14 protein-coding genes and 3 pseudogenes are annotated in these 20,788 nt (G+C 68.6%); 12 read left to right on the forward strand and 5 right to left on the reverse strand.

The window, feature by feature from the left end; translation table 11 throughout:
• Position 1: 1 nt before the first annotated feature.
• Genes phnY through ACHMXE_RS33570 form a run of 3 tightly spaced genes read right to left on the reverse strand, consistent with a single transcriptional unit; the run spans position 2 to position 3,422 of the window.
• Positions 2–1,450 (reverse strand): phosphonoacetaldehyde dehydrogenase, encoded by a 1,449-nt coding sequence (gene phnY, locus ACHMXE_RS33560; protein WP_395348327.1) that lies wholly within the window; start codon positions 1,448–1,450, stop codon positions 2–4.
• 18 nt (positions 1,451–1,468) lie between these two features.
• Positions 1,469–2,695 carry a phosphonoacetate hydrolase gene (phnA, locus tag ACHMXE_RS33565; RefSeq protein ID WP_395348329.1) on the reverse strand — a complete coding sequence of 409 codons (1,227 nt, stop codon included), beginning with the start codon at positions 2,693–2,695 and terminating at the stop codon, positions 1,469–1,471.
• Position 2,696: 1 nt separating this feature from the next.
• Positions 2,697–3,422, reverse strand: a complete 726-nt coding sequence (locus ACHMXE_RS33570; RefSeq protein ID WP_203205034.1) for a phosphonate utilization associated transcriptional regulator — start codon at positions 3,420–3,422, stop codon at positions 2,697–2,699.
• Positions 3,423–3,580: 158 nt separating this feature from the next.
• Between ACHMXE_RS33570 and ACHMXE_RS33575 the strand changes: the two genes are divergently transcribed.
• The 7 genes and pseudogenes from ACHMXE_RS33575 to ACHMXE_RS33605 all read left to right on the forward strand — a co-directional run bounded on the left by ACHMXE_RS33575 (position 3,581) and on the right by ACHMXE_RS33605 (position 12,955).
• A complete protein-coding gene (locus ACHMXE_RS33575) occupies positions 3,581–4,621 on the forward strand; it encodes a putative 2-aminoethylphosphonate ABC transporter substrate-binding protein (RefSeq protein ID WP_395348331.1) in 1,041 nt (346 codons plus the stop codon).
• A 178-nt stretch (positions 4,622–4,799) separates the two neighbouring features.
• Positions 4,800–5,939, forward strand: coding sequence for a putative 2-aminoethylphosphonate ABC transporter ATP-binding protein (locus tag ACHMXE_RS33580; protein WP_395348333.1), 1,140 nt, complete (start codon positions 4,800–4,802; stop codon positions 5,937–5,939).
• Positions 5,936–7,669, forward strand: coding sequence for a putative 2-aminoethylphosphonate ABC transporter permease subunit (locus tag ACHMXE_RS33585; protein ID WP_395348335.1), 1,734 nt, complete (start codon positions 5,936–5,938; stop codon positions 7,667–7,669). The genes ACHMXE_RS33580 and ACHMXE_RS33585 overlap by 4 nt, the downstream gene beginning before the upstream one ends.
• Before the next feature lie 39 nt (positions 7,670–7,708).
• Positions 7,709–8,840, forward strand: a pseudogene (locus tag ACHMXE_RS33590) (2-aminoethylphosphonate--pyruvate transaminase).
• A 79-nt stretch (positions 8,841–8,919) separates the two neighbouring features.
• Positions 8,920–10,359, forward strand: coding sequence for an MFS transporter (locus ACHMXE_RS33595; protein ID WP_395348337.1), 1,440 nt, complete (start codon positions 8,920–8,922; stop codon positions 10,357–10,359).
• Between the two features lie 239 nt (positions 10,360–10,598).
• Positions 10,599–11,669, forward strand: coding sequence for a hypothetical protein (locus ACHMXE_RS33600; protein ID WP_395348340.1), 1,071 nt, complete (start codon positions 10,599–10,601; stop codon positions 11,667–11,669).
• A complete protein-coding gene (locus tag ACHMXE_RS33605) occupies positions 11,666–12,955 on the forward strand; it encodes a hypothetical protein (protein ID WP_395348342.1) in 1,290 nt (429 codons plus the stop codon). The genes ACHMXE_RS33600 and ACHMXE_RS33605 overlap by 4 nt, the downstream gene beginning before the upstream one ends.
• Before the next feature lie 12 nt (positions 12,956–12,967).
• Here ACHMXE_RS33605 and ACHMXE_RS33610 read toward each other — a convergent pair.
• A pseudogene (locus ACHMXE_RS33610) lies at positions 12,968–14,273 on the reverse strand (SUMF1/EgtB/PvdO family nonheme iron enzyme).
• Between the two features lie 177 nt (positions 14,274–14,450).
• Between ACHMXE_RS33610 and ACHMXE_RS33615 the strand changes: the two are divergent.
• The 4 genes and pseudogenes from ACHMXE_RS33615 (at position 14,451) to ACHMXE_RS33630 (ending at position 18,149) form a co-directional block, all read left to right on the forward strand.
• On the forward strand, positions 14,451–14,990 hold the full coding sequence (locus ACHMXE_RS33615) for a TRAP transporter small permease subunit (RefSeq protein WP_203205026.1): 540 nt from the start codon (positions 14,451–14,453) through the stop codon (positions 14,988–14,990).
• Positions 14,991–15,055: 65 nt separating this feature from the next.
• Positions 15,056–16,596: pseudogene (locus ACHMXE_RS33620) on the forward strand (TRAP transporter large permease subunit).
• Positions 16,593–17,072: a hypothetical protein gene (locus tag ACHMXE_RS33625; RefSeq protein WP_395348343.1), complete on the forward strand. Its 480-nt coding sequence runs from the start codon at positions 16,593–16,595 to the stop codon at positions 17,070–17,072. The pseudogene ACHMXE_RS33620 and the gene ACHMXE_RS33625 overlap by 4 nt, the downstream one beginning before the upstream one ends.
• 306 nt (positions 17,073–17,378) lie before the next feature.
• Entirely contained in the window at positions 17,379–18,149 is a 771-nt protein-coding gene (locus ACHMXE_RS33630) for a hypothetical protein (RefSeq protein WP_395348345.1), read from the forward strand.
• Positions 18,150–18,203: 54 nt separating this feature from the next.
• Here the strand turns inward: ACHMXE_RS33630 and ACHMXE_RS33635 are convergent, their stop codons facing one another.
• A complete protein-coding gene (locus ACHMXE_RS33635) occupies positions 18,204–19,133 on the reverse strand; it encodes a TRAP transporter substrate-binding protein (protein ID WP_395348347.1) in 930 nt (309 codons plus the stop codon).
• Between the two features lie 416 nt (positions 19,134–19,549).
• Here ACHMXE_RS33635 and ACHMXE_RS33640 point away from each other — a divergent pair, with 416 nt between their 5' ends.
• Positions 19,550–20,704: an ABC transporter substrate-binding protein gene (locus ACHMXE_RS33640; protein ID WP_203205021.1), complete on the forward strand. Its 1,155-nt coding sequence runs from the start codon at positions 19,550–19,552 to the stop codon at positions 20,702–20,704.
• The last annotated feature ends 84 nt before the right edge of the window (positions 20,705–20,788 follow it).

Consider the following 20,788-nt stretch of genomic DNA (forward strand, 5'->3'; position numbering starts at 1 on the left):
GTTACCAGGGCAGCGAGTAGGTCTTGGTGTTGGTGAAGCTCTTCATCGCCTCGAGCACGCCTTCCTTGTAGCCCAGGCCGGAGTCCTTGATGCCGCCGAAGGGCGTGAGTTCGAGCCGGTAGCCCGGCACCTCGCGCACGTTGACGCTGCCGACGTTGAGCTCGCGGATGAAGCGCGTGATGTGGTCGAGCCGGTTGGTGCAGATCGACGACGACAGGCCGTAGGCCGTGCCGTTCGAGATGCGGATCGCCTCGTCGATGGTCTTGAAGCGGATCACCGGCGACACGGGACCGAAGGTCTCGTGCTTGGCCACCGTCATCCCGGGGTCGACGCGGTCGAGCACCGTCGGCGAATACAGCGCGCCGCGGCGCTCGTTGCCGTACAGCAGCTTCGCGCCGGCCGCGATGGCCTCGTCGACCACGCCCTCGAACTGCTTCGCGGCCGCCTCGTCGATCACCGTGCCCATGTCGGTGTCGGGATCCATCGGGTCGCCGTACTTCAATGCGCGGGTCTTGGCCACGAGCAGCTCGACGAACTGGTCGGCCACCGATTCGTGCACCAGCATGCGCTTGATCGCGGTGCATCGCTGGCCCGAGTTCTTGTACGAGCCGCTCGCCGCGAGCGTGGCCGCTTCCTCGATGTCGGCATCGTCCATCACGATGATCGGGTCGTTGCCGCCGAGCTCGAGGATCTGCCGCTTGTAGACCGCCTTGGCCGCGATGTACTTGCCGATCGGCACGCCGCCGGTGAAGGTGACGAGGTCGACGTCGGCATTGGTCAGCAGTTCGTCGGCGATCTCGCGCGGGTCGCCAGTGAGCACCGACAGCATCGGCGGCGGCAGGCCGGCCTCGTAGAGGATGTCGGCCAGCAGGAAGGCCGCCAGCGGCGTCTTCTCGCTGGGCTTGAGCACGATGCGGTTGTTGGTGGCGATGGCCGGCGCCACCTTGTGGATCACCTGGTTGAGCGGATGGTTGAACGGCGTGATGGCCGTGATCGCGCCCTGCAGCGGCTCGCGCAGCGTGTAGACCTTGCGGCTCTTGCCGTGGTGCGTGAGGTCGCACGAGAACACCTGGCCGTCGTCGACCAGCGCCTGGTTGGCGGCGAACAGCAGCACGTCGGAAGCGCGGCCCACCTCGTAGAGCGAGTCCTTGCGCGACAGGCCCGATTCGAGCGTGATGGTGCGCGAGATCTCGTCGAGGCGCGAGGCGATGATCTCGCCCGCGCGCATCAGGATCTTGTAGCGCTCGTAGCGCGTGAGCGTGGGCTTGTAGTCGCGCGCGATGCGCAGCGCGTTGCGCACGTCGTCGAGCGTGGCCTTGGGCACGGTGGCGATCACCTCGCCGGTGTAGGGGTAGGTGACCTCGATCGTGCGGTCGCGGTAGACGCGCTCGCCGGCGATGCGCAGGGCTTCGCGGTGGATGGTGCCTGGCTTCGGCGTGGCTTGGCTCATGGGTGCTCCGGCGGTCGGTTACTGGGCGTGGTTCAGCGCGATGTCGAGCGCATCGAAGTTGCGCAGGCGGCGGCCGGCGGCGATGCCCGCCACCGGGCGGTTGCAGATCAGCGGCACGCGCTGCTCCGACACGCCGCCGTGCGAACGCAGCGGCACCTCGAGCGCCGACAGGTCGTGGCGACTGGCCGCGGTGCCGATCACGGTGTTCTTCTCGCTCACGACCACGATGTCGCCGATGCGGTCGGCGGGCAGCTCGAATCGCTGCGCCGCTTCCTTGCGCGACAGCACCGACTCCATGCCCGGCACCTGCCGGATGCGCTCGATCCAGCCCGGCACGCTGGCCTCGTCGGGCGCGTAGACCGTGGCGAAGGAACCGAGCGCGCCGTGGTGCACCACGTAGGGATCGGTGATCGGCAGGATCACGCGCGCGGTGCCGGCGCCGTACCAGCCGTCGAGCACGTCCTGCAGGTAGATGACGTTGGGCGAGCCGTCGGCGCCGTGCTTGTCGTTCATGCCGTGGTCGGCGGTCAGCACGATGGTGGCGCCGAGCGCATCGAGCTGCGCGAGGTAGCGGTCCATCATCGCGTAGAAGGCATTGGCCTGTTCGCTACCGGGCGCGGCCTTGTGCTGCACGTAGTCGGTGGTCGACAGGTACATCAGGTCGGGGCGGCGCGACTCCATGAGCTTCACGCCGGCCGCGAACACGAACTCGGAGAGCTCGGCGCTGTAGACCGAGGGCACCGGCATGCCGACCATGCCGAGCACGTCGTCGATGCCGTTCTCCTCCATCGTCACCTGGTCCGACTTCTCGGACGAGAAGCAGATGCCCTTCATGCGGTGGCCCAGCAGCTTGCGCAGCTTGTCCTTGGCCGTGACCACCGCCACCTTGGCGCCCGCGTCGGCGAACGCGGCCAGCACGGTGCCGGCGCGCAGGTACTTGGGGTCGTTCATCATCACTTCCTGGCCCAGCTCGCGGTCGAAGAAGTAGTTGCCGCAGATGCCGTGCACCGCGGGCGGCGCGCCGGTCACGATCGACAGGTTGTTCGGGTTGGTGAAGGACGGCACGACGCAGTCGGCGAGCAGGTCGGCGCCTTGCTCGCGCATGCGGCCGATGTACGGCGCCACGCCGGCGGCGATGGCCGCGTCGAGGTAGGCCGGCTCGCAGCCGTCCACGCACACGACCACGATCGGGCGCGCCATCCAGCGATAGCTCCTGGCATTGACTTCGAGGGTCTCCGGTGTCATTTCAGACTTCCTTTGGTGGGTTGTTCGTGGTGGCCGCCGCCTCTGCATCGGCGCGGCCGAAGGCCTTGTGCATGCGGGCACGGCTGCCCGCGACGTGCTGGCGCAGCGCGCGGCCCGCGACATCGGGGTCGCCGCTGGCGATGGCCTCGACGATGTCGCGGTGCTCGTCGGCCGAGACCCGCAGGCCGCCGCCGCTGTCGAGCGCGCGCATGCGGAACAGGTGCAGTTCCTTCACGAGGCGCTTGTAGGTCTCGGTCAGCTTCTTGCTGCCCGCGGTGTCGAGCAGGATTTCGTGGAACTGCAGGTTGAGCTGCGCGTACTGCTCCACGTCCTGCGCCTGGGCCGCCGAACGCATGGCGTCGAGCATGGCGCGCAGCCGCTCGACGGCATCGGGCTTGATCGCCAGCGCCACGCGGCGGCCGATGATTTCCTCCAGCGCCTCGCGCAGCTCGTAGATCTCGTCGGCCTCCTCGAACGCGATCTCGCGCACGAAGACGCCGCGGTTCTTCTCGTTGCGCACCAGGCCCGCTTCCTCCAGCGCACGCAGCGCCTCGCGGATCGGGCCGCGGCTGGTGTTGAAGCGCTGCGAGAGCTCGCTCTCGTTGATGCGGCTGCCCACCGGGAGCTCGCCCGTCATGATCAATCGCTCGATCTCCTCCTGCATCAGCATCGGCAGCGAGCTGGACTGGAGGAATGCGAGGGCGGAGGAGGGATTGCTGGTGACCATGGAACGCATTCTCCAGCCGCGGATTGAAAACTGTCAACAATTTTTTATTGACAGTCTTCAGTCTGCAATCTACATTGCCTTCACCGGATCCCGGCCGCCAGGCCCCGGACGCCCGCCACTCACCCTTCCGTGACAGCAAGCCCTCTCAGGAGAAACAGATGACGATGAAACCAAGCTCGCGCCGTCTCGCGGCCGTCCTGTGCGCCGCGGCGCTCGGCCTCGTGGCCAGCGGCGCCGCCTGGGCGCAGAAGACCTCGCTCCTGGTCTACACCGCGCTCGAGACCGATGCCATGAAGCTCTACAAGGACGCCTTCGAGAAGGCCGATCCCGACATCGAGGTGAAGTGGGTGCGCGACTCCACCGGCATCGTCACCGCCAAGCTGCTGGCAGAGAAAGCCAATCCGCAGGCCGACGTGGTGGCCGGCCTGGCCGCCAGCAGCCTCGCGCTGCTGCAGCAGGAAGGCATGCTGCTGCCCTACGAGCCCAAGGGCTTCAAGGAACTGAACCCCGCCTATTCGGATGCCGCGCGCCCGCCGGCCTGGGTCGGCATGGACGTCTGGGCCGCCACCATCTGCTTCAACCGGGTCGAGGCGCAGAAGCTGGGCCTGCCCAAGCCCGAGAGCTGGAAGGACCTGGCCAAGCCGGTCTACAAGGGCGCCATCTCGATGCCGCACCCGGCCTCCAGCGGCACCGGCTACCTCGACGTGTCTTCGTGGCTGCAACTGTGGGGCGATGCCGAGGGCTGGAAGTACATGGACGCGCTGCACCAGAACATCGCGCAGTACGTGCACTCGGGCTCCAAGCCCTGCAAGCAGGCCGGCGCGGGCGAGTTCCCGATCGGCATCTCGTTCGAGTTCCGCGCCCACCAGGTCAAGAAGTCGGGCGCGCCGGTCGACCTGATCTTCCCGAAGGAAGGCCTGGGCTGGGACATCGAGGCCACCAGCCTCATGAAGACCAGCACCAAGCTCGAGCAGGCCAAGCGCTTCGCCGACTGGATGGCGAGCAAGGAGGCCAACCAGATCAGCGCGCGCTGGTGGGCCGTGGTGGCCTACCCCGGCGTGGTCTCGAAGCTCGAGGGCATTCCCGACAACTACGAGAAGCTGCTCGCGAAGAACGACCTGAACTGGGCCGCCAAGAACCGCGAACGCATCCTGGCCGAGTGGAGCAAGCGCTACGAAGGCAAGGCCGAAGCTAAATAGGCTCGCCCCCAGGCTGCGCGCACTTCGTGTCGCTTCGCCAACCCCCTACCGGGGGCGACACCGGCGGCCCGGCGAAGCCGGTTCCGCGGTGTCCCGCGAACGAGTCCGATCCGGCCGCTGTCCTTCCCTGTCCTTCTTCAACCCGCGGACGCGCGTCCGCCAACGACGAGTGCGAACAATGGATATGACCGACACCCCGTTCATGGCCGGCCGGCGGCCCGCGAGCGGCGCCGCGGCGCTCGAGGTCATCGGGGTCCGCAAGGACTTCGAGACCTTCAGCGCGCTGCGCGACGTGCACCTGCGCGTCAACCCCGGCGAGATGCTGTGCTTCCTCGGCCCCTCGGGCTGCGGCAAGACCACGCTGCTGCGCATCATCGCGGGACTGGAAACCCAGACCTCCGGCCAGATCCTGCAGAACGGCAAGGACGTCTCGTGGCTGCCGCCCGACCGGCGCGACTACGGCATCGTGTTCCAGTCCTACGCCCTGTTCCCGAACCTCACGATCGCCGAGAACATAGGCTATGGCCTGGTCAACGGCCGCGCCCGGCGCGCTGAGGTCAAGGCGCGCGTCGACGAGTTGCTGACCCTGGTCGGCCTGCCGACCTCGGGCGCCAAGTACCCGAGCCAGCTCTCGGGCGGCCAGCAGCAGCGCGTGGCGCTGGCGCGCGCGCTCGCCACCCGGCCCGGCCTGCTGCTGCTCGACGAGCCGCTGTCGGCGCTCGACGCGCTCGAGCGCATCCGCCTGCGCGGCGAGATCCGCCGGCTGCAGAAGCAGGTCGGCATCACCACCATCATGGTCACGCACGACCAGGAAGAGGCGCTGTCGATGGCCGACCGCATCGTGGTCATGAACCATGGCGTGATCGAGCAGGTCGGCACGCCGATGGAGGTCTACGAGCAGCCGGCCACGCCCTTCGTGGCGGACTTCGTCGGCAAGGTCAACGTGCTGCGCTCGGTGGCGCTGGGCAACCACCGCTTCCAGGTCGGCGACATGGAGCTGCAGTGCGATGCCTGCGACGGCGCCTTCGAGCCCGGCGAGGCGGTCAACCTCTACCTGCGGCCCGAGGACCGCGCGGTCGAGCACCTGCGCGAGGACACGGCCAACCGGCTGCAGGCCATGGTCACCAAGGTCGAGTTCCTCGGCGGCCTGTGCATCGCCGAGGTGACGGCCGACGCGCTGCACGGCCAGACCCTCGGCCTGCACTTCTCGCTCAACCAGCTGCACGACCTCGGCATCCGCGAGGGCCACACGGTCGACATCGCGCTGCGCGCCAACCGCATCCGCGCCTTCTCCGCCGCGCGCGCCACACAGCCATGAACACGCTGGCCCATCCCCTCGCCGCCAAGCCGGCCATCACGACGCGGCCCGCCCTGCGCTGGAGCCGCGACGAGACCATCGCGCGCGCCGTGCTGTGCGTCGTGATGGCGATGCTGTTCGTGTTCCTGGTCGCGCCGCTGCTCACCATCCTCGCGCACGCGGTGCAGGACAAGGACGGCCGCTTCGTCGGCCTGGCCCACTTCATCACCTACTTCCAGACGCCGAGCCTGCTGCGCGCCGCCTGGAACTCGGTCTGGGTCGCGGCCGCGGTGGTAGCGATCTCTGTGCCCACGGCCTTCGTGTTCGCCTACGCGCTCACGCGCAGCCGCATGCCGGCGCCGCTCAAGGCCGTGTTCCGGCTCATCGCGCTGATCCCGCTGCTCGCGCCCTCGCTGCTGTCGGCGATCTCCTTCGTGCAGTGGTTCGGCAACCAGGGCGCGCTCAAGTTCCTGCTCGGCGGCACCTCGATCTACGGCGCGCCCGGCATCATCCTGGCCGAGGTCTACAACACCTTCCCGCATGCGCTGATGATCCTGGTCACCGCGCTGTCGCTGGCCGACGGGCGGCTCTACGAGGCCGCCACCGCGCTGCGCACGCGGCCGCTGCGGCAGTTCATGACCATCACCCTGCCCTCGTGCAAGTACGGCCTGATCAGCGCGGCCACGGTGGTCTTCACCTACGTGGTCAGCGACTTCGGCGCGCCCAAGGTGATCGGCGGCAACTTCAACGTGCTGTCGGTCGACGTCTTCAAGCAGGTGGTCGGACAGCACAACTTCTCGATCGGCGCGGTGGTCGGCATGCTGCTCCTGCTGCCGTCGATCGTCTCCTTCGTCATCGACTACGTGGTGCGGCGCAAGCTCAAGGCGCAGCTCACGGCGCGCTCGGTGCCCTACAGCCCGAAGCGCCGGCGCGTGGCCGACACGCTGCTCACGCTGTTCTGCACCGTGGTCTGCGCCTTCCTGCTGGCCACCATCGGCATGGCGGTCTACACCTCGCTGATCGCGCTGTGGCCCTACGACCAGTCGTTCACGCTCAAGCACTACCACTTCGTGCTGGTCGAGAGCGACATGGCCGCGGCCTACGGCAACAGCCTGCTGGTGGCCATGGCCACCGCGGTGGCCGGCTCGCTGATCGTGTTCACGGGCGCCTACCTGATCGAGAAGACGCGCGGCCTCGGCCTGATGCGCAAGGGCATGCACCTGATGGCGGTGCTGTCGATGGCGGTCCCGGGCCTGGTGCTGGGCCTGGGCTACGTGATGTTCTTCAACCATCCGGCCAATCCGCTGAACTTCCTCTACCAGACGATGGCGATCCTGATCGTGTCGATGGTGGTGCACTACTACACCTCGAGCCACCTCACGGCCGTCACCGCGCTCAAGCAGATCGACAACGAGTTCGAGGCCGTCTCGGCCTCGCTCAAGGTGCCGTTCTTCAAGACCTTCCTGCGCGTCACGGTGCCGGTGTGCCTGCCGGCCATCCTCGACATCGGGCGCTACTTCTTCGTGGTGTCGATGGCCAGCCTGTCGTGCGCCATCTTCCTCTACACGCCCGAGACCATCCTCGCGTCGGTCGCGATCATGCACATGGACGACGCCGGCGACATCGGCCCGGCCGCCGCGCTGGCCAGCCTGATCGTGGTCACCTCGACGCTGGTGTGCATCGCCTATGCGCTGCTCACGCGCGTGCTGCTCGCGCGCACGCAGGCCTGGCGCAACCTGGGCCGCGGCTGAAGAGCCCTTCCTCATTTCCCTTCCCTGCCTGGAGACACCATGAGTCAAGCCCCGCATCCGATCCTGCTCACCCCCGGCCCCCTGACCACGTCCGAGCGCACGCGCCAGGCGATGCTGCGCGACTGGGGTTCATGGGACGGCGACTTCAACCAGATCACCGCGCGCATCCGCCGCCAGGTGCTGGAGATCGTGCACGGCACGGGCACGCACGAATGCGTGCCGCTGCAGGGCAGCGGCACCTTCTCGGTCGAGGCCGCCATCGGCACCGTGGTGCCGCGCGACGGCCACGTGCTGGTGCCGAGCAACGGCGCCTACTGCCAGCGCCTCGCGAAGATCTGCAAGGTGCTGGGCCGCAAGCTGACCACCATCGACTACACCGAGGAGAAGCAGATCTCGCCCGCCGACGTGGACCGCGCGCTCGCGGCCGATCCCGGCATCACCCACGTCGCGGTGGTGCACTGCGAGACCGGCGCCGGCGTGCTCAACCCGCTGCACGAGATCGCGCTGGTCGTTGCAAAACACGGGCGCGGCCTGATCGTCGATGCCATGAGCTCCTTCGGCGCGCTCGAGATCGACGCGCGCAAGACCCCGTTCGACGCCGTGGTCGCGGCCTCGGGCAAGTGCCTCGAGGGCGTGCCGGGCATGGGCTTCGTGATCGTCAAGCGCAGCACGCTCGAGCAATGCGAAGGCCACAGCCCCTCGCTGAGCCTGGACCTGTACGACCAGTGGGTCTACATGGAGAAGACCACGCAATGGCGCTTCACGCCGCCCACCCACGTGGTGGCCGCGCTCGACACCGCGATCGCGCAGTACGTGGAGGAAGGCGGCCTGGCCGCGCGCGGCGGCCGCTATCGCGCGCAACTGCAAGGCGCTGGTGGGCGGGCTGGCCGCGCTGGGCCTGCGCGCCTTCCTCGACCCCGCCATCCAGGCGCCGATCATCGTCACCTTCCATGCGCCCGACGATCCGCGCTACGACTTCAAGACCTTCTACAACGAGGTCAAGCGGCGCGGCTACATCCTCTACCCCGGCAAGCTGACGCAGGTGGAGACCTTCCGCGTGGGCTGCATGGGGCACTTCGGCGACGCGGGCATTCCGGGCGCGGTCGCCGCCATCGCCGAGACGCTCGAGGCCATGGGCATCCGCCAGCCATCGGCGGCCGTCGCGGCCTGAGCGGGGAGTTCATCGGACCGGCGCATTGCAGCGTCGGTCCTACAACGCGGGGCACGGCACGCTTCCCATAATCGGGCGCATGACGGTGCTGCGCAGCGACATCCCCGCCCGCCTCGACCGCCTGCCCTGGTCGCGCTGGCACTGGCGCGTGGTGATCGCCCTCGGCGTGGCCTGGGTGCTCGACGGCCTCGAGGTCACCCTGGTCGGCTCGATCGGCGCCGTGCTCGAGCGGCCCGACACGCTCGGGCTCACGGCCGGCGAGATCGGCCTCTCGGGTTCGATCTACGTGGCCGGCGCCGTGCTCGGCGCGCTGCTGTTCGGCCGGCTCACCGACCGGCTCGGGCGCAAGAAGCTGTTCCTGGTCACGCTGGTGGTCTACACGCTGGGCACGCTGGCCACGGCCTTCTCTCCCGACTTCGCTTTCTTCGCCCTGTGCCGCTTCGTCACCGGGCTGGGCATCGGCGGCGAGTACGCGGCCATCAACTCGGCCATCGACGAACTGATCCCCGCGCGCGTGCGCGGCCGCGTCAACCTCGCGATCAACGGCAGCTTCTGGATCGGTGCCGCGCTCGGCGCCGGGCTGAGCCTGGTGCTGCTCGACACGCGCGTGATCGGCCCGGTGTGGGGCTGGCGCGTAGGCTTCGGCCTGGGCGCGGTGCTCGCCGTGGCGATCCTGCTGGTGCGGCGCCATGTGCCCGAGAGCCCGCGCTGGCTGATCGCGCATGGCCGCGCCGACGAGGCCAACCGCATCGTCGACGAGATCGAGGCCGAGGTCTCGGCGCAGCACGGCCCGCTGCCCGCGCCGCGCAGCTACGTCGACTACACGGCCGCGCGCCGCGAGAGCCCGCCGATGCGGCAGGTGGCGCGCGTGCTGCTGCAGCACTACCGGCAGCGCAGCGTGGTCGCGCTCGCCTTGATGATCGCGCAGGCCTTCTTCTACAACGCGATCTTCTTCACCTATGCGCTGGTGCTGACGCGCTTCTACGCCGTGCCCGAAGCGAGCGTGGCGCTCTACATCTTCCCGTTCGCGCTCGGCAACGTGCTGGGGCCGCTACTGCTGGGCCCGCTGTTCGACAGCGTGGGCCGGCGCCGCATGATCGCGCTGACCTATGTGCTCGCGGGCGTGGGCCTGGCCTTCACCGGCTGGGCCTTCATGCAGGGCTGGCTCGATGCGCGCAGCCAGGCGCTGTGCTGGTCGGCCGTGTTCTTCCTGGCCTCGGCCGCCGCGAGCTCGGCCTATCTCACCGTCAGCGAGGTGTTCCCGCTCGAGATGCGCGCCATGGCGATCGCGATCTTCTATGCCATCGGCATGGGCGCGGGCGGCTTCGCGGCGCCGGTGCTGTTCGGCCTCTTGATCGAGACCGGCAGCCGCGGCGCGGTGATGGTGGGCTACTGCTTCGCCGCGGTGCTGGTGGTGGTGGCCGGGCTGCTGGCCTTGCGCTACGCGGCCGACGCCGAACGCAAGCCGCTCGAGGAGGCGGCGCCGCCGCTGGCCTCCGGGCACGGCGGCGAACGCTGAGGCGCGCGAACAACATCGCCACACGGTTGCACTAGGAAGGTGCCACGCAGGGGCACGTGAATTGCTTGCACCCCACGGTCCGCAGCGCGAGACGCAGGACTCTCACAAACGTCGACACCCGTCTTCGATTCATTGGCTATCGCGATGCCGACATCGCCAGAGGCGAGTTGCGGCCCCGCCGCCCATCGCCTCGATCCTTAAGAAATCTTGGGAGAAAGCAAATGAAAAGAAGGCGTTCCATGCGCATGGCGGCAGCCTGCGCGATCGTTCTCGCGCTCGCGCTCGCGAGCGGATGCGGTGGTGGCGACGATGGCGGCAGCATGCTGTCGCTCACGGCCCCACCCACGGCACCCACCGCGACCGCCGACCCCGTGCCGACGATTCCCGTGACCACCCCGCCCGATCCGCAGGACCCGACGGCGATCACGCGCTTCACGGCGACGGTGCCGTTCGGCGAGAAGGGCGACTACCAGTCCTCGGCGCAGGTGGTCTACGGCTTCGGCACCACGGCGGTGGCCGATGCGCAATACAAGGACGTGATCTACACGGTGCCGCTGCAGGGCACGGTGCGCTATCCGGCCGGGCCCGCCGGCACGCCGGGCAGTTCCAAGGTCCAGCCCTCGGCCAGCGGCGGCCATCCGGTGGTGGTGTTCCTGCATGGCATGCACGACTCCTCCGATCTCAACAACGCCAAGGGCTACGACTACCTGCAGAAGGACCTGGCCGAGCACGGCTATGTCGCCTTCTCCATCGACGCCGGAAAGATCAACGGGCTCAGCAGCTGGAACGCCTCGGACGCCGGCGCGTTCGCGCGCGGCCAGTTGCTCATGACCACGCTCGACCTGCTGCGCGCCGGCAATGCAACCGGCCTCTTCAACGGTGTCGCGATGCCCGAGCTCAAGGGCAAGCTGGACCTCGAGCGCGTGGGCATCGTCGGCCACTCGCGCGGCGCGGAAGCGGTCGCCTACGCGGTGGAACTGAACAAGCAGCGCATCGGCATCAGCTACCAGGACGTCGAGACGGCACGCCGCAGCCGCGAGCTCGTCGCGCTGGCCAAGTCCGAGAAGGAGAAAGCCGAGAAGCGGGTCGATGAAGCCACCGCCGCCGCCACCGACGTCACCGTGAAGCTGTTCATGGCCCAGGCGGCGCTGCTGGCCGCGCGAATCCAGTCGCCGCCCGCATCGCCCGAGCGCATCGACGCCCTGACGCAGGCCCTGCAGCAGTTGCAGCAGCAGGCGGCGCAGGCGCAGGCCGACTCGCCGCCGAGCAGGCCGCGCTCGAGGAAGTCGACGCGAAGTTCCGTGACGTGAACACGTTCTCCTACGCGATCAACGCGGACAGCGAGAAGTGGCTCGCGCAGATGACCTCGCCCGAGGCCCTGCTGCAGTCGGGCGTCGTCCTGCCTTCGTCCACCGAGCCGCCGCACCGGGTCCGCGCCGTGTTCTCGCTGGCGCCGATCAATGCCAGGCAGTTGTCGCGCGTGACCCATGTGCCGTTCGCCACCCTGCTGCCCACCTGCGACGGCGATGTCTACACGCTCAACGGCGCGCAGATCTTCGACGACAGCCGCAACACGGCGAACGACGAGAGCGCGCCCAAGTACCAGGTGGTCGTCAGGGGCGCCAACCACAACTTCTACAACGACCATTGGTCCGAGGACGACGATGCCGAGAAATACGCCCCGCTCTATTGCCAGTCGGGGAAGATCGACACGCTGCGCCTGAGCCCCGACGACCAGCGCCGCAACGGCGCGTTCCTGATGGCCTCGTTCCTGCGCTACTTCGTCGGCGACGAGTTCCAGTTCGCGCCCTACTGGAAAGGCCAGGCCCCGATTCCACCGGCCGGCTGCCCGGCCGGCGAAAGCCGTTGCGACGAACGCGTCGTGCTGACGGTCCACCAGCCCGCCGCCCAGCGCAAGCTGCTGCAGGACTTCCGCAACGTGGATGCCAGCGCGAAGAACGCGAGCGGGCTGTCGACCGCGTACGAGCGCTTCAAGACGACCGTTCAATGCCGCTTCCTGGCCATCGTCGCCGCGCCGAACGCTCGCGAGGCGTCCTGCACCGATCCCGTGAGCCAGCTTCCGGTCGAAGCCCTGTTCAATGAGGGCGAGCGCTACAGCCCCTCCTCGTACGACAGGAAGAACCTGCTGATCTGGTCGATCGCCGACCAGGCCCAGCTACAGTGGGACACGGCCGGCCCCCTGATCACGATCCCCACCGGCGACCTTTCAACCCAGGGCTTCGACACGCTGAGCGTGCGCGTCGCCGTGCTGGCGCCGATCGGCCAGGAAGTCGAGATCGCGCTGACCGACACGCAGGGCCGCAAGGCGGCGCTCAAGGGCAGCGATTTCAGCGATGCGCTCTATGGCATCGCGCGCAAGCCCGATGGCGCGATCCCGCTGGTCGACGCGCCCGATGACGCGATCTATGCCGACACCGGCACCACGCGGCCGCTGCTGAACATGGTGGCGGTTCCGCTCAAGGCCTTCGCGCTGCATGGCGTGGACCTCGCGCACATCCGGCAGGTGACGCTGCGCTTCCCGAAGGCCGCGGGCAGCGTGGCCGTCACCGACGTGCAGCTGCAGCGGATGAACTGAACGCCGCGCCGGCTACAGCGCGCAGGTCCTGAAACCCAGGAAGCCGTCGTCGCGCTGCGGCAGCGCGAAGCCGCGCCGCCGCATCGAGCGCAGCCGGGCGCGCGTCGCGAACGAGGCCCCGCGCAGCACCGCGCGCGCGGCCGAAGCCCGCGGCGGGATCGAACTCGCCGCCGCCGCTCCACGGATCGGCGCGATAGCCGGGCCAGGGCTGCAGCGTGCCCGCGGTCCATTCGTGCACGTCGCCCCAGCGGAAGCCGCGCCGCGCCGCGGTGTGGGCCGCGATCTCCCACTCGACCTCGGTCGCGATGCGGCGGCCCGCCCAGCGCGCCCAGGCATCGGCCTCCCACCAGCTCAGGTGCACCGCGCTGTGGTGGCCGGCGGCGCGCACGGTGGCGCCGAAGCGCTGCTGCAGCACCGAGCCGCCGGTGGCGCTGCGCGCCGCGCCGATCTGCTCCACATGACGCGGGCCGCGCCGGCCCTCGGCCTGCGCGGCCAGCCAGCGCCAGCCCTCGCCATGCCACAGTTCCTCGCGGTCGTAGCCGCCGTCGTCGACGAATTCGGTGAACTGGTTCCAGGTGACCGGCTGGGCATCGATCTCGAACTCGGGCACGTCGACGCGGTGCGCGCCGCGCTCCTGCGCGAAGGCGAAGCCGGCCTCGTCGCGGCCCAGCGTCCAGCGCGTGGCCGGCAGCGCCAGCGGCTCGCGCACCACGCTCACGGGCGCCTGCTCGATGCCCAGCGGCAGCCCGAGGGTCTGCGCCATCACCACGAACTGCTCGCCGCGCAGGTCCTCGTGGAACAGCGCGAGGCGGTAGAAGTACAGGCCGGCGTCGGTCTCGGCCGCATGCTCGAGCAGCTCGAGCGTGCTCTCGAGCGTCTCGAGCAGGTAGGCCTTGGTCTGGCCCAGGTCCGGCAGCTCGGGCGACCAGCGGCGCTCGGGGCCGATCTGGACCGGGTTCCACCAGTCGTCGGCGCCGGGGTCGATGGCCGCGAGCCGGGTCGGCCGCACCGGGCAGTCGGCGCCGAAGGCACGCTGCGTGTTGCGCCCGATCCACCATTCGGCGAACCAGCCGATGTGGCCGGCCAGCCAGACCGGCGGCTGCATGCCCTCCTCGCGCTGCAGCTCGGGCGGCACCGGCAGCGCGGCCGAGCCCAGCGCCTGCTCGTAGAGCGACAGCAGGTGCAGCGTGTGGTTGCGTGCGTCGATCAGGGCCAGCGACAGCAGCTCGCGGCCGGCGCGGTGCATGTCGGGCGAATCGATCGAATGCGGTAGGCCCAGGGCGCCTGAGGGAGTCGAGGGCAGCGGGCTGGAAGACATCGGTCCATTATCAGCACCCATCCCCGGGCATCGCGGGTGCCGACTCCCGGGTAAACCCGGGCGTTGCGGCCCCGGCGGACGGGGCAATACAAAGGTACACCGCGTTACCATTGCGGGCTTTGCGCAGGCCCCACCAGGGCCTGTCGCCTTCACCCTGGGCTTTGTGGGAGACACCCCTTGTCTGCATTCCTCAAATTCGCGGCCGGCATGGACTGGGTCAGCGAAAAGTTCGGCAAGTTCGCCGGCTACACCGTGCTGGCCGCCTCGCTCATCTCCGCCGCCAACGCACTCGTGCGCTACGGCTTCGACTTCAGCAACAACGCCTTCCTCGAGATCCAGTGGTACCTGTTCGCGGCCACCGTGATGCTCGGCGCGCCCGTGGTGCTGCGCTTCAACGAGCATGTGCGCGTGGACATCATCTACGGCAAGCTCAAGGGCAACGGCCCGGTCTACGTCGACCTGTTCGGCCTGATCTTCTTCCTGCTGCCGGTGATGGGCATGTTCACCTACCTCACCTGGCCCTACTTCTGGAACACCTGGGTCACGGGCGAGATGTCCGGCAACATCGGCGGGCTGGTCCGCTGGCCCGCCGCGCTGCTGATGCCGGTGGGTTTCGCCGCCATGTTCCTGCAGGGCGTGGCGGAAATCGTCAAGCGCATTGCCTACCTGCGTGGGCTCATCGAGATGAACACGCACTACGAGAAGCCGGTGCAGTGAGCGCGCAGCGCCCTCGCCCCGTCACCGTCTCCCTTCTCTGTGTCCCAACGGCAGGATAAGTAGAAATGCACATGGAAAACTTCGCCCCGATCATGTTCGCGGGGCTCGTGGTGATCATGCTGATCGGGTTCCCGGTCGCGTTCTCGCTCTCGGCGCTCGGCCTGATCTGCGGCTTCTTCGCGATCGAGATGGGCTGGTTCCCGGCCGGCTTCATGGCCAACCTCCCGCTCAACGTCTTCGGCATCCTGTCGAACGAGACGCTGCTCGCCATCCCCTTCTTCACCCTCATGGGAGCGGTACTGGAGAAATGCGGGCTGGCCGAGGACATGCTCGACTCCATGGGCCAGCTGTTCGGCCCAGTGCGCGGCGGCCTCGGCTACTCGGTGATCATCGTGGGCTTCATCCTCGGCGCCATCACCGGCACGGTGGCGGGCCAGGTGATCGCGATGGCGATGATCTCGCTGCCGGTGATGATGCGCTACGGCTACAACATGCGCTACTCGACCGGCGTGCTCGCCGCCTCGGGCACCATCACGCAGCTGGTGCCGCCCTCGCTGGTGCTGATCGTCATGGCCGACCAGCTCGGCACCGACGTCGGCCAGATGTAGAAGGGCGCCTGGGTCCGTCGATCCTGCAGGTGATCATCTTCGCGATCTACACCTTCCTGATCGGGCGCATCTACCCGAGCTACGTGCCGGGCCTGCCGGCCAGCGCGCGCACGCTCAACGGCTGGGCGCTGTGGGGCAAATGCCTGCGCGGCATCATTCCCTCGGCGATCCTGATCTTCGCGGTGCTCGGCTCGATGGGCGGCCTGCCGTTCATGGACAAGGCCATCGCCACGCCGACCGAAGCCGGCGCCATGGGCGCGGTCGGCGCGCTGATCCTCGCGCTGATCCACCGCCGCCTGAACTGGGAGCTGCTCAAGGGCGCGATGGAAGGCACGATGCGCCTGACGGCCATGGTGGTGTTCATCCTGATCGGCTCGCGCGTGTTCTCGCTGGTGTTCCAGGGCGTGGACGGCGCCAAGTGGATCGAGCACATGCTCTCGGGCCTGCCGGGCGGCCAGGTCGGCTTCCTGATCGCGGTCAACATCTTCGTCTTCTTCCTCGCGTTCTTCCTCGACTTCTTCGAGATCGCGTTCATCATCCTGCCGCTTCTGGGCCCCGTGGCCCACAAGCTCGGCATCGACATGGTGTGGTTCGGCGTGCTGCTGTGCGTGAACATGCAGACCTCGTTCATGCACCCGCCGTTCGGCTTCGCGCTGTTCTACCTGCGAGGGATCGCCGACACCCTGTTCAAGAATGGGGCGCTGCCCAAGAAGGTGGAGTCGCGCGACATCTACCTGGGCGCCGTGCCCTGGGTCATCATGCAGCTGCTGCTGGTGGCCATCGTGATCTTCTTCCCGCAGACGGTGACCGTGTTCCTCGACAAGGAGAAGGTGGTCGACATCGACAAGGTGATCCTCGAGATGCCTGTGGACGAGCAGTCGAACGCGCCCGACGCCAACGGCGTGAACATGGAAGACCCGTTCGGCAACGAGAAGAAGGACGAGCCGGCCCCGGCGGCCGAGCCCGCGCCGGCGCCCGCCGACGGCGCCGAGCAGTGACGCAGGCCGGCGCCGACGCAGGCGCTGCGCTCGAGAGCGCCGCCTTCCCGCCGCTGCTGCGCACGCTCGCGGTCGTGATCGTCGTCGACCTCTTCGCCATCGCGCTCTGGAGCCTGCCCTCGCTGCGCGAGACCAGCTGGTCGGCCTCGAGCCTCGTGGTCTTCGGCCTCGCGGGCCTGTGCGTGGTGTGGGTTGGCTACTGGATCGTCTACAGCCGCACCCGGCTCGAGGGCGACGAGCTGGTCCAGACCTGGCTGTGGACCAAGCGCGTGCGCGCGCAGGACGCCTCGCAGCTCAAGCTGGTCCACATCCGCATGCTCGAGCGCGTCGTCGCGCCGCGCCTGCTGGTGCGCCGTCGCAATGGCGGCATCACCTGGTTCCATGCCTACGACCCGAAGGTGCTGGTCGCCTTCGGCGAGCAGGTGGCGCTGCGCGCGGTGCCGGCGCGGCAGCCCGCGGTCGACGACGCCACCTGAGTCAGCCTCGCGGCACCCGATGCGGCGAAGATAGCCGCATGCATCCCGGATCTCTTCTCCTGTCGAACGGTGCGCGTGCCCTGGCCGCGGCCCTGTGCCTCGCTGCATTCGCGACTGGTGCCGCCGCCGACTGCACGGCATCGGCCGCACCCGACTGCTACCGCGCCTTCGAGCCGCCGCAAGCCGGTGGCGCCCTGCACTACTACGCCTCGCTCGCCCCCGGCGCGGGCCCCACGCAGGCGCTCGTCGCCATGCACGGCCATCCCGCGCGATGCCGGCAAGACCTTCGACGCGGCGCTGCGCACCGTGCGCCAGGCCGGCGCGCTCGAGCGCACGCTGGTGGTCGCGCCGCTGTTCCAGGTCGCGGCCGACAAGGCCGGCAAGTGCAGCAGCGCGGGCGTGCCGGCGGCGCAGGACGGCGACCTGCTGTGGACCTGCGCCTCCTGGCTCGAAGGCGGCCGCGCGGAGAACGGCAATGGCCTGTCCTCGTTCGCGGCCATGGACGCGCTCGTGGCCGAGCTGCACCGGCGCTGGCCGAGCCTGCGCACGGTCACCATCGCGGGCTTCTCGGCCGGCGCGCAGATCGTGCAGCACTACATCGGCTTCGCGGCCGACCCACCCGCGGCCTCGCTCGCGCTGCGCTACGTGGTGGCCGACCCCGGCACCTGGCTCTACTTCGATGCGTACCGTCCGTTTCCTCCGAGCGACGCCGCCGCCTGCCCCGCGCTCGACCGCTGGAAGTACGGCACCGAGGGCCTGCCCGCGCACCTGGGCCGCGATGCCGCCCAGGCCCGCGCGCGCTATGCCGCCGCCGACATCCACTACCTGCAGGGCGAGCTCGACACCGGCGAGGGCAAGGGCACGGCCTACCGGGTGCTCGACAAGTCCTGCGCGGCCGCCGCCCAGGGCCCCTACCGGCTGCAGCGCGGCCTGGCCTACGCGCAGTACGACCGCACGCTGCTCGCGCCCGAGAAGCGCCGCGAGGTCACGGTGGTGCCGGGCTGCGCGCACGACGTGGCCTGCGTGTTCCCGTCCGAGGCCGCGCGCGCCGCGCTGCTGGGCACGCCCTCCAAATGAAAAAGCCCCGCCGTTGCCGGCGGGGCTTCTGCATGGGCGCGAAGGAGTCGACGCTTACAGCTTCTGCTGCTGCATGAAGCGGTCGAAGGTGCCTTCGGTGTAGCGGAACCAGGCGTTCTGGTCGGCCAGGAATTTGGACCAGTCGCCGTAGATCTTCTTCCACTCGGGGTTGGAGTTGTTGAGGTCCGAGTAGACCTGCTGGGCCGACTTGAAGGCGGCGTTCATCACGTCCTGCGAGAACGGGCGCAGCTTGGTGCCCGAACCCACGAGCTGCTTGAGCGCGATCGGGTCTCGGCGTCGTACTTGGCCGTCATCGTGATGTTGGCGTGCGCGGCGGCCGCCTCGACGATCGCCTTGTAGTCGGCCGACAGGCCTTCCCGACGCCTTGTTGTTGATGTAGAAGTCGAGCTCGGGGCCGCCTTCCCACCAGCCGGGGTAGTAGTAGAACGGGGCGATCTTGTTGAAGCCCAGCTTCTGGTCGTCGTACGGGCCGACCCACTCCAGGCCGTCCAGCGTGCCCTTTTCGAGCGCGGGGTACAGGTCGGCGCCGGGGATCGATTGCGGGATCACGCCGAAGGGCTCGAGCACCTTGCCCGCGAACGGGTTGGTGCGGAACTTCAGGCCCTTGAGGTCGGCGACCGACTTGATTTCCTTGCGGAACCAGCCACCCATCTGCGCGCCGGTGTTGCCGCCGGGCAGATTGATGATGTTGTACTTGGCATAGAAGGCGCGCATCAGCTTCAGGCCGTTGCCTTCGTACATCCAGGCGTTCTGCTGGCGGGTGTTCATGCCGAAGGGCACCGAGCAGCCGAGGCAGAAGGTCGGGTCCTTGCCGTAGAAGTAGTACGGCGCCGTGTGGGCCATTTCGACCGAGGCGTTCTGCACGCCGTCGACCACGCCGAACGCGGGCATCAGCTCGCCGCCGGCATGCACCGAGATCTGGAACTTGCCGCCCGTCATGTCGCTGACGCTCTTCGCGAACACCTCGGCGGTGCCGAAGATGGTGTCCAGCGACTGGGAAAGCTCGACGCCAGGCGCCAGCGGACGGTGGCCTGCGCATGAACGGCAGGCGCGATGCCGGCAGCCAGGACGCCAGCGATGCCGGCGTTTTTGATGAGGGAACGACGATCCATGGATAGCTCTCCGAATACTTGGAAAAAACAACGCACGGCTTGTGACCGCTGGGGACTCTTGTAGAAGCCCGGGCGATTGTAAAACGCGCTTACAGCGACCGGCCGGGGTTTACCCTGCGCTGCAGCAATGTGGGCGATGCCGACCACGCTGGCGGAGAAGCCGCCCGAAGCGCCGGAAAGGCTGTTGCGGACGCCTCCGGGGCCCGGATTCCGACGAGGCATAAAATGTTAATCCGCCTTACACACACCTCCGATACGGCATCCGACATGAGACTCTCCCATTCCTTCAAGCCCGCGCTGCTCGCCTTCGCCGCAGCCACCGCCTTCGGCGCGCAAGCCGCCGACATCAAGATCGGCGTCGCCGCCGCGCTGTCCGGCGGTGCCGCCCAGTACGGCGCCGCGATCCGCAACGGCTTCCAGCTCGCGGCCGACGAGATCAATGCCGCCGGCGGCATCAACGGCGACAAGATCGTCCTCGCCATCGAGGACGAGCAGGGCAAGAAGGAAGACGCCATCAACGTCTTCAAGAAACTGATCTTCCAGGACAAGGTCCTGATGACCTTCGGCCCCACGCTGTCGAACTCGGCCCAGGCCGCCGACCCGATCGCCCAGGCCGCCAAGACCGTGGCCTTCGGCACCTCGAACACCGCCGACGGCATCACCTCGATCGGCGACTACGTGTTCCGCAACTCGGTGACCGAGGCCGACGTGCTGCCCGAGACCCTGCGCGTGGCGATCAAGCACGCCAACGTCAAGAAGGTCGCCGTGCTCTACGGCAACGACGACGTGTTCACCAAGAGCGGCTACGACAACTTCAAGAAGGCCCTCGAGGACCTGAAGCTGCCCGTGACCACCACCGAGACCTTCGCCAAGGGCGACGTGGACTTCAAGGCCCAGCTGACCAAGATCAAGGCCAGCAACCCCGACGCCATCGTGCTGTCGGCCCTGCTGGCCGAGGGCGCGCCGATCATGGTGCAGGCCCGCCAGCTCGGCCTGAACGTGCCGGTCATCGGCGGCAACGGCATGAACTCAACCAAGATCTTCGACCTGGCCAAGGGCAGCTCGGACAACCTCTACGTCGGCAGCCCCTGGTCGGCCAGCAACGCCACGCCCGAGAACACCAAGTTCCAGAAGGCCTACAACGACAAGTTCAAGGTCGCGCCCGACCAGTTCGCGGCCCAGGCCTACGACGGCCTGTACGTGGTGGCGCAGGCGCTCAAGGGCGTGAAGCTGTCGGGCAACCTGCCGGCCGACCGCACCGCCCTGCGCGACGCACTGCCCAACGTGAAGTGGACCGGCGCCACCGGCGCCTTCACCTTCGCGCGCGCCAAGGACAAGGCCGGCAAGCCCGCCGGCTACGACGCGCAACAGACGGCCATCGTGAGCGTGACGCGCGGCACGCAGTTCGTGATCGAGAAGTAAGCAAGGGGCGGCACCTTCGCCGCTCGAGGCGGGCCGCGCGGCCCGCCCTGCCTTTTGCACCCGGCGCAGGACGACCCACTGCGC

Origin of the sequence: Variovorax sp. UC122_21 (genome assembly GCF_044056785.1) — a bacterium.
GTDB lineage: Bacteria > Pseudomonadota > Gammaproteobacteria > Burkholderiales > Burkholderiaceae_C > Variovorax.

What these genes read in the sequence shown, in the direction of transcription:
- phnY (WP_395348327.1), bottom strand. Translation starts at nt 1,450, where the DNA reads ATGAGCCAAGCCACGCCGAAGCCAGGCACCATCCACCGCGAAGCCCTG.
- phnA (WP_395348329.1), bottom strand. Translation starts at nt 2,695, where the DNA reads ATGACACCGGAGACCCTCGAAGTCAATGCCAGGAGCTATCGCTGGATG.
- ACHMXE_RS33570 (WP_203205034.1), bottom strand. Translation starts at nt 3,422, where the DNA reads ATGGTCACCAGCAATCCCTCCTCCGCCCTCGCATTCCTCCAGTCCAGC.
- ACHMXE_RS33575 (WP_395348331.1), top strand. Translation starts at nt 3,581, where the DNA reads ATGACGATGAAACCAAGCTCGCGCCGTCTCGCGGCCGTCCTGTGCGCC.
- ACHMXE_RS33580 (WP_395348333.1), top strand. Translation starts at nt 4,800, where the DNA reads ATGGATATGACCGACACCCCGTTCATGGCCGGCCGGCGGCCCGCGAGC.
- ACHMXE_RS33585 (WP_395348335.1), top strand. Translation starts at nt 5,936, where the DNA reads ATGAACACGCTGGCCCATCCCCTCGCCGCCAAGCCGGCCATCACGACG.
- ACHMXE_RS33595 (WP_395348337.1), top strand. Translation starts at nt 8,920, where the DNA reads ATGACGGTGCTGCGCAGCGACATCCCCGCCCGCCTCGACCGCCTGCCC.
- ACHMXE_RS33600 (WP_395348340.1), top strand. Translation starts at nt 10,599, where the DNA reads ATGCGCATGGCGGCAGCCTGCGCGATCGTTCTCGCGCTCGCGCTCGCG.
- ACHMXE_RS33640 (WP_203205021.1), top strand. Translation starts at nt 19,550, where the DNA reads ATGAGACTCTCCCATTCCTTCAAGCCCGCGCTGCTCGCCTTCGCCGCA.